The sequence below is a fragment of the Streptomyces flavidovirens DSM 40150 genome (assembly GCF_000429085.1).
Taxonomy (GTDB): Bacteria; Actinomycetota; Actinomycetes; order Streptomycetales; family Streptomycetaceae; genus Streptomyces; species Streptomyces flavidovirens.
This window is the reverse complement of record NZ_AUBE01000006.1, coordinates 66,128-77,991: the sequence shown is the minus strand read 5'-3', so window position 1 is coordinate 77,991 and position 11,864 is coordinate 66,128. Positions and strand designations below refer to the sequence as shown.

Sequence of the window (11,864 nt, the reverse complement as noted above, 5' to 3'; positions counted from 1 at the left end):
TTCTTGGACGTGCCAGCAAGTACCAGCAAAGCCCTGCGGATCGCCGTGATCGCCGATTCCGATACGCGATGGAAATGGGGCGCCCTCACCGCCCGCCGTATCGCGCCGGAAGCCGAAGTCAGCGGATTTCTGCTCCGCGGCCGGGCCACCCCCACACCCCGCCAGCTCGCCGAGGTCGGCGTGCCGGTCGACGGTGTGCGGGAGGTGACCGCCGCCGAATTCATCGGGGAGGTCGAGCACGAGGCGTACGACGTCGTCCTGCTCGCCCTCGTCGGGGGAGCGGTGCAGGCGATGCTGCACGGCCTCGCGCCGCTGTGGCCGGACACCGACCGCCGGCCCGTCATCGGCACCGGCTATGTCGGCGTCGTCTACGAGAAGCTGGCCGACGGGCTGCTGCTGCGCCACGGCGCGGACATCGTCATCGCGAACTCGCGCCACGACGCGGAGCGCTTCCGCGCGGTGTACGAGGGCGTGGGCGCCGACGCCTCGGCCGTGACGGAGGCCGCGCTGCCGTTCCTGGGGGGCGCGCCGTACGAAGGCACCGACACCCGCACCGTCGTCTTCGCCGCGCAGCCCTCCGTCCCGCAGTCCCGCGCCGACCGCTCCTACCTGCTGCGCCGCCTCGTCCAGCACGCCCGGCTGCACCCCGGCCGCGAGGTGCTGCTCAAGCTCCGCAGCAAGCCGGGCGAGCACACCACGCACATCGAGGAACTGCCGTACCAGAAGCTCGCCGCCCGAATCGAAGGCGGCGTGCCCCCCAACTTCCGCCTCGTGTACGGACACATGGGCGAGGTCCTGGACCGTACCGACCTGCTCGTCACGGTCAGTTCGACCGCCGCCCTGGAGTCCCTGCACCGCCGCGTCCCGACCGCCGTCCTCACCGACCTGGGCGTGCGCGAGGTCCTCGGCAACCACCACTTCCTCGGCTCCGGATGCCTCGCCTCCTGGGACCAGCTCGACGCCGGTCACCGGCCGCGGGCCGGCGAGGAGTGGCTGGCGACGCAGGGAGTGGCCGCCGACGGCTCGTACGACACGGCCTTCGACGCCGTACGCGAACGGGTCACCGCACTCCTGGAGCGCCCCGGCCTGCCGCCGCTGGCCCCCTACTACACCTCCGCCACCGCGCCGGGCTACCTCCCCGGCATCCTCGCCCGCCACCGCCTCGACGGCACGCACACCACCACCGACGTCACCGGTGTACGCCGCGTCCTGCGCGACGCCGTACGGGAGGCAGCGCGCGGGGCGTACCGCCACGGGGTGCAGCGCGTGGCGCCCGTCATCCGCCGCATGGGAGAACTATGAGCAGCCAGCCCCAGTCCGGTACCGCCGAGTCCGTACGCCGCGTACTGGCCGTGATCCCCGCCCGCGGCGGATCCAAGGGCGTACCGGCGAAGAACCTCGCCCCGGTCGGGGGCGTGCCGCTCGTGGCGCGCGCCGTCCGGGCGTGCCTGGGCGCCGGCCTGGTGACGGATGTCGTGGTCTCCACGGACGACCCCGCCATCGCGGCGGCGGCCCGCGGCGCGGGCGCGGCCCTCGGCGAAGCCGACAGATTGCACTGTGTGCCGCGCCCGGCGGACATCGCGGGGGACACGGCGACCAGCGAGGCCGCCGTACTGCACGCCATGGACGCCCATGAGGCGATGCACGGCGCGGTGGTGGACGTGGTGCTGCTGGTGCAGTGCACGAGCCCGTTCCTGACCAGCGAGGACGTCGAAGGCGTCGCCGCGGCGGTCGTCGAGGACGGCGCGGACACGGCCCACACGGTGGCCCCCTTCCACGGCTTCGTCTGGCGGGAAGAGGACACAGCCACGGGCGTGAACCACGACAAGAGCTTCCGCCCCCGCCGTCAGGACCGTCCGCGGGACTTCCTGGAGACCGGTGCGGCGTACGCCATGGACGCCGCCGGGTTCCGGAAGGCCGGGCACCGCTTCTTCGGGCGGACCGCGCTCGTCGTCACGGACCCGGCCCGCGTCCTGGAGATCGACGACCCGCACGACCTGGCCCGCGCCCGCGCGCTGGCGCCCCTCCTCGACGCGCAGGCCGCCTCCCTCCCCACCCGCGACGACATCGACGCCGTCGTCATCGACTTCGACGGCACCCAGACCGACGACCGGGTGCTGATCGACTCCGAAGGACGGGAACTCGTCGCCGTGCACCGCGGCGACGGGCTCGGCATCGCGGCCCTGCGCAAGTCGGGGCTCAAGCTGCTGATCCTGTCCACGGAGGAGAACGCGGTCGTCGCCGCACGGGCCCGCAAGCTGCGCATCCCCGTGCTCCACGGCGTCGACCGCAAGGACCTCGCCCTCAAGCAGTGGTGCGAGGAGCAGGGAGTCGCGCCCGAGCGTGTGCTCTACGCCGGCAACGACGTCAACGACCTGTCCTGCCTGGCCCTCGTGGGCTGGCCGGTGGCGGTCGCCAACGCCCACGCCACGGTCCGCGGCGCCGCCCGCGCCGTGACGACCGTGCCGGGCGGAGAGGGCGCGATCCGCGAGATCGCCGCCTGGGTCCTCGGCCCGTCGCTCACCCACACCCCCATCCCCACCTCGGTCCCCACCCCGTAACTCACCTCCCGTAACTCCCCCCGTTAGGAAAGAACGACATGAGCACCAACTCGCGCCTCCGCACCCTCGGTTCCAAGACCGCGGGCCCCGGTCACCCCGTCTACGTCACCGGCGAGATCGGCATCAACCACAACGGCGACATCGAGAACGCCTTCGCGCTCATTGACGCCGCCGCCGACGCCGGCTGCGACGCGGTCAAGTTCCAGAAGCGCACCCCGGAGATCTGCACGCCGCGCGACCAGTGGGACATCGAGCGCGACACCCCGTGGGGCCGCATGACGTACATCGACTACCGCCACCGCGTGGAGTTCGGCGAGGACGAGTACCGCGCCATCGGCGAGTACTGCAAGAAGCGCGGCATCGACTGGTTCGCCTCTCCGTGGGACACCGAGGCCGTCGCCTTCCTGGAGAAGTTCGACGTACCGGCCCACAAGGTCGCCTCCGCGTCCCTCACCGACGACGAGCTGCTGCGCTCGCTGCGCGCGACCGGCCGCACGATCATCCTCTCCACCGGCATGTCGACGCCACGCCAGATCCGCCACGCCGTGGAGGTTCTGGGCAGCGACAACATCCTGCTCTGCCACGCCACTTCGACGTACCCGGCGCAGGCCGAGGAGCTCAACCTCCGGGTGATCAACACCCTCCAGGCCGAGTACCCCAACGTCCCGATCGGCTACAGCGGTCACGAGACGGGCCTCCAGACGACCCTCGCCGCCGTCGCCCTCGGCGCCGCGTTCGTCGAGCGCCACATCACCCTGGACCGCGCCATGTGGGGCTCCGACCAGGCCGCGTCCGTCGAGCCCGGCGGCCTCACCCGCCTGGTCCGCGACATCCGCACCATCGAGGCCTCCCTCGGTGACGGCGTAAAGAAGGTGTACGAGTCCGAGCTGGGCCCGATGAAGAAGCTGCGCCGCGTCGCGGGTGTCGTCGCCGAGGGCGCCGACCGCGAGCCCGTCGCGGTCTGACCGGAGAGACGGTCAAGTCGCCGTGAACGGCACCCCCGGCGCCCCCGCCCCCGAGGCTTACGGAACTCTCGCCTTCGTCGAGAGCCCGGTCCAGCTCCTGAACGTCCTGGAGTGGGCCCATGCCAAGGCAGGCCCCCGGGCGCGGACACGGCCGCACGACCTCACGGTCGTCGTCCTGTCGCCCACCGACCCCATGACCCGCGGCCAACTGCGGCGCATGGCGGAGCTCGCACGCCACGAAGGCATGCGGGTGCGGTGGGAGGAGGCCCGGGGCGGGGCGGGGGCGCCGTTCCAGACGATCGGCGGTCTCGCGTCCGCCCTGCGGCGGGCACACCGGATCGTGATCGGCGACCCGTTCTCCCGTTACGTACAGCTGCTGCTGACGATCACCCGCGCCCGTGACCTGGTCGTCGTCGACGACGGCACGGCCACGATGGAGTTCATCGCCCAGCTCACCGGCGGCGAGCGTCTGGTGCGCTGGCACCGGCGCGGCGGCCGCCGGGGGCCGCGCGACCTCGTCTTCGGGCCGGTCTCGGCGGTCGCGCGCCGCCGCCTCACCCCGTCGCGGACCCGTACCGTCGAGGTCTTCACCTCGATGCCGGTCGAGGAGGCGCCGGGGGTTACCGTCACCGCCAACGACTTCGGCTGGACGCGCGCCCGCTTCGGCCCGCCCCGCGTCTCGCGCGGCGCCGACCTCGTCGGGACGTCGCTGGTGGAGACGGGCGTCGTCGACCCCGACCGGTACGTCGAGGCGGTCACCGCCCTGGCCCGCGCCCACGGGGCCACCCGCTACTTCGCCCACCGCCGCGAGAGCGCCGACAAGCTGCACCGGCTGGCCGTCGAGACGGGTCTGGAGATCGTCCGGCCCGACCTGCCGCTGGAGCTCATAGCCCGGCGCGGCCCGATCGGCCGGCTGATCCTGAGCTTCCCGTCCACCGTGGTCCACACGCTCCCGCTCGCCCTGGCGGGCACGGGCGTGCGGGTCGCCGTCTGCGACGTGAACCCGCTGTGGCTGAAGGAAACGGCCTCGCCCCGCGCCCAGGGCTTCCTGGCGGGCGTCACGACCACGGCCCGCGACGTCCAGCGGCTGCCCGCCCTGGGCTGAATGTCTAGTTCGCCACATATGTGACTTTGCCCACGCACTTACCGGCCCGGCCGGGGAAGGCGCGGGCCGGGGAGCAGCCCCAACGGGAGGTAAAACACCAGGCCGGCACGGGAACGAGAGCGGCGCAGCTTACCCGCCCAGCAGTACGCCCATGCATCGCGCAGCCGGTTTTCTTTCCCCTATGAGGCTGAAGTTTTGTAGATCGCTGGTTAGTTACCCCCCAAAGACGCCTACTCTTTCAGGGATGAGCCAGCTGATCTGCGAGTCCGAAGAAGCAGCACTGTCAGGGATGGTCCAGCTCCCCGGCACGCTGCCCGAGAGCCTGCGTCTTGAGCTGATCGCCTTCCGCCGCGACCTGCACATGCACCCGGAGCTCGGCAACCAGGAATTCCGCACCACCGCCGCGATCAAGGCCCGCCTGGAGCAGGCAGGCCTGGCGCCGCGCGTGCTGCCCTCCGGCACCGGACTCATCTGCGACATCGGCACGGACCGTCCCGACCGGGACGGCGTACGCCCGATGCTGGCCATCCGCGCGGACATCGACGCGCTGCCCATCCCGGACACCAAGACCGGCGTCCCGTACCGCTCCACCGTCCCCGACCGCGCGCACGCCTGCGGCCACGACGTACACACCACGGTGGTGCTCGGGGCGGGCGTGGTCCTCGCCGACCTGGACCGGCAGGGCCTGCTGCCGCAGCCGGTACGGCTGATCTTCCAGCCCGCCGAGGAGATGATGCCCGGCGGCGCGCTCGGCGTGATCGAGGCCGGCGGCCTCAACGGCGTCGGCTCGATCATCGCGGTGCACTGCGACCCCAAGGTCGACGCGGGCCGCATCGGCCTGCGTACCGGCCCCATCACCTCGGCCTGCGACCGGCTCGAAATCTCGCTCGGCGGCCCCGGCGGCCACACCGCCCGCCCGCACCTCACCACCGACCTGGTCACGGCCGTCGCCCGGGTCGCCACCGACGTCCCCGCGCTGGTCGCCCGCCGGGTCGACGCGCGCGCCGGGCTCGCGGTGACCTGGGGCCGTATCGAATCCGGCCACGCCTGCAACGTCATCCCGCAGCGCGCCGAGCTCGCCGGTACCGTCCGCTGCCTGGACCTCGACGCCTGGCACGAGGCCCCGGACCTGATCCATGCCGCGATCGACGAGATCGCGACCCTGCATGGCGCCAAGTCGGAGATCAACTACGTGCGCGGCGTCCCGCCCGTAGTGAATGAGCACTCCGTCACCGAGCTGCTCACGGACGCCATGGCCGCCCGGCGCGGACTGCACGCGATCGAGGACACCGAGCAGAGCCTGGGCGGCGAGGACTTCTCCTGGTACCTGGAGCAGGTCCCCGGCGCGATGGCCCGGCTGGGCGTACGCACTCCGGGGGACACCGCCCGAGGTGACCTGCATCGTGGTGATTTCGACGTGGATGAGGCGGCGATCGAGGCCGGTGTCGAACTCTTCACCGCCGCCGCGCTGCTTGGCGGACACCGTTCGTAATCAGCCACGGCGCCTTCCGTTCACGACGATCCGATAACAGCTGTCGTACGGTCGCTTAACCGGCATCTACGCGCGTTACGATCGCCGCGAAACCAGCGCCGGCAGAGGCGCTTCGGTCAGGTCGAAGGAGCCCTCCCTTGCGCCGCGTAACCAGGATTGCCACTGTGGCCATCGCGTCCACAGCTCTCGCACTTTCCGCCACCGCGTGTGGCAAGACGTCGGACTCCGGTTCCGGCTCGAAGGAAGCCAGCGCCGCCATCGCGTACGACATCGGCGGCCGTGGCGACCAGTCCTTCAACGACGCGGCCTACGCCGGTCTGTCGAAGGCCGAAAAAGACCTTGGCATCAAGGGCAACGACCAGGAGCCCTCCGAGGGCGAGTCGGACGCCGACAAGGTCCAGCGCCTCACCGAGCTTGCCCGCTCCGGCAACAACCCGGTGATCGGTGTCGGTTTCGCCTACGCCCCGGCCATCAAGAAGGTCGCGCCGAAGTTCCCGAAGACCACCTTCGGCATCATCGACGACACCTCGGTGACCGGTAAGAACATCGCGAACATGGTCTTCAACGAGGAGCAGGGCTCCTACCTCGCCGGCGTCGCCGCCGCCAAGGCCACCAAGACCAACAAGGTCGGCTTCATCGGTGGTGTCGAGGTCCCGCTCATCAAGAAGTTCGAGGCGGGCTTCGCCCAGGGCGTCAAGGACACCAACCCCAAGGTCGAGGTGCTCAAGCAGTACCTGACGCAGCCGCCGAACTTCGACGGCTTCTCCAAGCCCGACCTCGGCAAGGCCGCCGCCCAGGGCCAGCTCGACAAGGGCGCCGACGTGATCTACCACGCCGCGGGTCTCGCGGGCTCCGGCTCGATCGAGGCGGCCGCCATCGAGGGCAAGTGGGCCATCGGCGTCGACTCCGACCAGTACAACCAGGCCGGTCTGGCGAAGTACAAGGACAAGATCCTCACTTCGGTGACCAAGGACGTCTCCGACTCGGTCTACAACCTGATCAAGTCGGTCAAGGACGGCAAGCCGCAGTCCGGTGAGGTCCGCTACGGCCTCGACAAGGACGGCGTCGGCCTCTCCGACTCCAACCCGGAGTACAAGAAGATGACCGACCTCATCGCCGCCGTCGACAAGGCGAAGGCCGACATCATCGCCGGCAAGATCAAGGTCCAGACCGCGCCGTAAGGCCGCTGGTCAGGACGTGATCCTGGGGGCCCGGAGGGGCGGTTTCGCCGCCTCTCCGGCCCCCGGACCGCATTGCGCGCCCGGTCTTTTCGTCATTTGGCATCGCTACGCGCGTAGACATTTCTTCAGCACGATAGTTTCGCCGCGCCCTGTCTCCTCCCGTCCACCGCCCTCCCGCTCCTTTCCGCCAAGGAGAGTGCGTCATCAACGCGTCCAGCCCGCCCCCCGCCGTAGAACTGCACGGCATCACCAAGCGCTTCCCCGGCGTCGTCGCCAACCACGACATCGACATCACCATCCGCAAGGGCACCGTGCACGCCCTCGTCGGTGAGAACGGTGCCGGAAAGTCGACCCTGATGAAGATCCTCTACGGCATGCAGAAGCCGGACGAGGGCACCATCACCATCGACGGGGAGCAGGCCACTTTCCACAGCCCCGCCGACGCCATCGCACGCGGCATCGGCATGGTGCACCAGCACTTCATGCTCGCCGACAACCTCACCGTCCTGGAGAACGTCGTTCTCGGCGGCGAGAAGCTGTACGGCATCGGCAACAAGGCCCGCAACAAGATCAAGGAGATTTCGGAGGCGTACGGACTGAACGTGCGCCCCGACGCCCTGGTCGAGAACCTCGGTGTCGCCGACCGCCAGCGCGTCGAGATCCTCAAGGTCCTCTACCGCGGCGCCCGCATCCTCATCCTCGACGAGCCGACCGCCGTGCTGGTTCCGCAGGAGGTCGACGCGCTCTTCGCCAACCTCCGCGAGCTCAAGTCCGAGGGTCTGACGGTCATCTTCATCTCGCACAAGCTGGGCGAGGTGCTGTCGGTCGCCGACGACATCACGGTCATCAGGCGCGGTACGACCGTGGGCACCGCCGACCCGGCGAACACCACCACCAAGCAGCTCGCCGAGCTGATGGTCGGCAGCGAGCTCCCGTCGCCCGAGACCCGCGAGTCGACGGTCACCGACGTACCGATGCTCCGCGTCGAGAACCTCCAGCTGAACGCCATCGACCCCGACGGTGCCGTACGCCAGGTGCTGGCCGGGATCGACCTCACCATCCACAAGGGCGAAGTCCTCGGTATCGCGGGCGTCGAGGGCAACGGCCAGGCCGAGCTCGTCGAGGCGATCATGGGCCTGCGCAACCCGGACGGCGGCGTCATCACCCTCGACTCCACCGACATCTCGCACGCGCCCACCCGCAAGCGCCGCGAGGGCGGCATCGGCTACATCCCCGAGGACCGCCATCGCCACGGCCTGCTCCTCGAAGCGCCGCTGTGGGAGAACCGCATCCTCGGCCACGTCACCGAGCAGCCCAACTCCAAGCGCGGGCTGCTCGACCTGAAGGCCGCCCGCACGGACACCGAGCGGATCGTGCGCGAGTACGACGTCCGTACGCCCGGTATCGAGGTCACCGCTGCCTCCCTGTCCGGCGGCAACCAGCAGAAGCTGATCGTCGGCCGCGAGATGAGCCACGCCCCCAAGCTGCTCATCGCCGCGCACCCCACCCGCGGTGTGGACGTCGGCGCGCAGGCGCAGATCTGGGACCAGATCCGTGAGGCACGCCGCGAGGGACTGGCCGTACTGCTGATCTCCGCCGACCTGGACGAGCTCATCGGGCTCTCCGACACCCTGCGGGTCATGTACCGCGGCCGCCTGGTCGCGGACGCCGACCCGGCCACCATCACCCCGGAGGAGCTGGGCTCGGCCATGACCGGCGCCGCCAGCGGTCATCTGGAGCACGCCCCGGAGGACGAGGCCTGATGAAGAAGTTCGACAAGGACCGGCTGATCCTGGGCCTCGCCGGCCCAGTGCTCGCGCTGGTCGTCGCCATCGCGCTCACCTCGGTGGTGCTGCTCGCCTCGGGCCGCGACCCGTTCGAGCCGTACACGCTGATGGTTGAGAGCGCGCAGTACGCCGACATCCAGGTGCTCATCCTGAACCAGGCCGGTACGTACTACCTGGCGGCGCTCGCCGTGGCCATCGGTTTCCGGATGAACCTGTTCAACATCGGCGTCGACGGGCAGTACCGGCTCGCCGCGATGATGGCCGCGCTCGTCGGCGCGGCCGTCGAGCTGCCCGGCCCGCTGCACATCGCGCTGATCGTGCTCGTCGCGATGCTGACCGGCGCGTTCTGGGCCGGTATCGCCGGTGTGCTCAAGACCCTGCGCGGGGTGAGCGAGGTCGTCTCCACGATCATGCTCAACGCGATCGCCACCAGCCTGATCGCCTGGCTGATCCTCACCGACAACTTCGGTGTGCAGCTTCCGGGCTCCAACGACCTGACCACGGGTGAGATCGCCGAGTCCGGCTGGTTCCCGAGCCTGGACCTGGGCGCCGGCGGCGAGATCTACGGCTTCACGTTCGTCGCCTTCGCGCTCGGCATCGTCTACTGGTTCGTCCTCAACCGCACCCGCTTCGGCTTCGACCTGCGCGCCACCGGCGCCAGCGAGAGCGCCGCCGCGGCCTCCGGTGTCGACGCGAAGAAGATGATCCTCACCGCGATGCTGATCTCCGGCGCTGTGGCCGGTCTCGCCGGTATGCCGACGCTGCTGGGCGACACCCACACGTACAGCCTCAGCTTCCCGACCGGCATCGGCTTCACGGGCATCACGATCGCCCTGCTCGGCCGCAACAACCCGGTCGGCATCTTCTTCAGCGCACTGCTGATCGCGTTCCTGGACAAGGCGTCCGCCGCGCTCGACCAGTACGGCTACGAGAAGGAGATCGCCACGATCATGCAGGGCCTGATCGTGATCGCGGTCGTCGTCAGTTACGAACTCGTCCGCCGCTACGGGCTCCGCCGCCAGCAGCAGAAGGTGGGCGAGGAGCTCGCCGCAGCCGCCCGCAAGAACCGTGAGGAGGTGGCGGCGTAATGAGTACCAGCACTGTCTCCGCCGTGAGCGCGGCGCCCAAGAAGAGCGCCCGCCGCAAGCTGTCCGTACCCGTCATCCTGCTGATCACCGCGGGCGGGCTCGCCCTGGTCTCGCTGGTGCGCATCATCAGCGGCGCCGACGACCTGACCTCCGTCGGCCAGGTCTCCGGCGCGCTCCAGCTCGCCATCCCGATCGGCCTCGCCGGTCTCGGCGGCCTGTGGGCCGAGCGCGCGGGCGTCGTCAACATCGGCCTCGAAGGCATGATGATCCTGGGCACCTGGTTCGGCGCGTACGCCGGTTACCAGTGGGGCCCCTGGGCGGGTGTCGCCCTCGGCATCCTCGGTGGCGCACTCGGCGGCCTGCTGCACGCCATCATCACGGTCACCTTCGGCGTGAACCACATCGTCTCCGGTGTGGCCATCAACATCCTCGCCGTGGGCGCCACCCGCTACCTGTCCAACTTCACGTTCGACAAGGCCGCGGGCGGCTCCTCCAAGCAGTCACCGCGCATCGACGAGATCACCAAGGTCACCATTCCGGGGCTCTCCGACTGGCTACGGGACATCCAGGGCAAGCACTGGTTCTTCGTCTCGGACGTCGCCGGTGTCCTCGGCGGCCTGGTCACCAACCTCTCGCTGCTGACCGTCGTCGCGCTGCTGCTGATCCCGGCGACCATCTGGATCCTGTGGCGTACGGCGTTCGGCCTGCGCCTGCGCTCCTGCGGTGAGAACCCGGTGGCCGCCGAGTCCCTGGGCGTCAACGTCTACAAGTACAAGTACATCGCCGTCGTCGTCTCCGGCGGCCTGGCCGGCCTCGCGGGCGCCTTCCTGGCGATCGTGGCCACCGGCATCTACCAGGAGGGCCAGACCGGCGGCCGTGGCTACATCGGTCTCGCCGCGATGATCTTCGGCAACTGGATGCCGGGCGGAATGGCGCTCGGCGCGGGCCTCTTCGGCTTCACCGACAGCCTCAAGCTGCGAGGCGGCGCCGAGAACGTCCACGCGATGCTGCTCCTGCTGGCGATCCTGCTGCTGCTCGTCGTGTTCTGGCAGCTGTACAAGAAGAAGTACGTGCCCGCGGCGATCTCCGCCGTGGCCGCGGTGCTCCTCTTCGTCTGGTACACCTTCACCAACGAGGTCCCGAGCCAGTTCGTGGACGCCGCGCCGTACATCACCACGCTGCTCGTCCTGGCGCTCTCCGCGCAACGCCTGCGGATGCCCAAGGCGGACGGCATGCCCTACCGCAAGGGCCAGGGCAAGTGACGGACGCCGCGGCGGCGGCCGACTGGGAAGCCCTGCGGGAGGCGGCGCGCGAGGCCATGTCCCACGCGTACGCCCCGTACTCGGGCTTCCCGGTCGGCGCCGCGGCCCTCGTCGACGACGGCCGCACCGTCACCGGCTGCAACGTGGAGAACGCCTCCTACGGGCTCTCCCTGTGCGCCGAATGCGGCCTCGTCTCACAGCTCAACGCCACCGGCGGCGGCCGCCTGACGCACTTCACCTGCGTCGACGGCCGCGGCGGCATCCTCATGCCGTGCGGCCGCTGCCGGCAGTTGCTGTACGAATTCGGCGGCCCCGCGCTGCTGCTCGACACGTCGGCGGGTATCCGTACCCTCGCCGACATGCTCCCCGACGCCTTCGGCCCCCAGCACCTGGCGCCAGGCACCCCGGAAGGAACCCGATAAA

Annotated in this window: 10 protein-coding genes; all 10 read left to right on the top strand. The window is 70.2% G+C overall.

Annotated elements, in window-relative coordinates; genetic code table 11:
- Window positions 1–9 precede the first annotated feature (9 nt).
- Window positions 10–1,302, top strand: coding sequence for a DUF6716 putative glycosyltransferase (locus tag G412_RS0111465; protein ID WP_078606939.1), 1,293 nt, complete (start codon window positions 10–12; stop codon window positions 1,300–1,302).
- Window positions 1,299–2,561: an acylneuraminate cytidylyltransferase gene (locus G412_RS0111460; RefSeq protein ID WP_028812224.1), complete on the top strand. Its 1,263-nt coding sequence runs from the start codon at window positions 1,299–1,301 to the stop codon at window positions 2,559–2,561. The genes G412_RS0111465 and G412_RS0111460 overlap by 4 nt, the downstream gene beginning before the upstream one ends.
- 38 nt (window positions 2,562–2,599) lie before the next feature.
- On the top strand, window positions 2,600–3,526 hold the full coding sequence (locus G412_RS0111455; RefSeq protein ID WP_028812223.1) for an N-acetylneuraminate synthase family protein: 927 nt from the start codon (window positions 2,600–2,602) through the stop codon (window positions 3,524–3,526).
- Between the two features lie 22 nt (window positions 3,527–3,548).
- On the top strand, window positions 3,549–4,631 hold the full coding sequence (locus G412_RS34050; protein ID WP_037648518.1) for a hypothetical protein: 1,083 nt from the start codon (window positions 3,549–3,551) through the stop codon (window positions 4,629–4,631).
- A gap of 244 nt (window positions 4,632–4,875) precedes the next feature.
- A complete protein-coding gene (locus G412_RS0111445) occupies window positions 4,876–6,123 on the top strand; it encodes an amidohydrolase (protein ID WP_051338292.1) in 1,248 nt (415 codons plus the stop codon).
- Between the two features lie 137 nt (window positions 6,124–6,260).
- The gene (locus G412_RS0111440) at window positions 6,261–7,304 is read left to right on the top strand and encodes a BMP family lipoprotein (protein ID WP_028812221.1); all 1,044 of its coding nucleotides are present in this window, start codon (window positions 6,261–6,263) and stop codon (window positions 7,302–7,304) included.
- A gap of 236 nt (window positions 7,305–7,540) precedes the next feature.
- Window positions 7,541–9,067 (top strand): ABC transporter ATP-binding protein, encoded by a 1,527-nt coding sequence (locus G412_RS0111435; RefSeq protein ID WP_028812220.1) that lies wholly within the window; start codon window positions 7,541–7,543, stop codon window positions 9,065–9,067.
- A complete protein-coding gene (locus tag G412_RS0111430; protein WP_028812219.1) occupies window positions 9,067–10,179 on the top strand; it encodes an ABC transporter permease in 1,113 nt (370 codons plus the stop codon). The genes G412_RS0111435 and G412_RS0111430 overlap by 1 nt, the downstream gene beginning before the upstream one ends.
- Window positions 10,179–11,441, top strand: coding sequence for an ABC transporter permease (locus G412_RS0111425; protein ID WP_028812218.1), 1,263 nt, complete (start codon window positions 10,179–10,181; stop codon window positions 11,439–11,441). Before G412_RS0111430 ends, G412_RS0111425 begins: the two co-directional genes overlap by 1 nt.
- Window positions 11,438–11,863, top strand: coding sequence for a cytidine deaminase (locus G412_RS0111420; protein WP_028812217.1), 426 nt, complete (start codon window positions 11,438–11,440; stop codon window positions 11,861–11,863). The genes G412_RS0111425 and G412_RS0111420 overlap by 4 nt, the downstream gene beginning before the upstream one ends.
- Window position 11,864 lies beyond the last annotated feature (1 nt).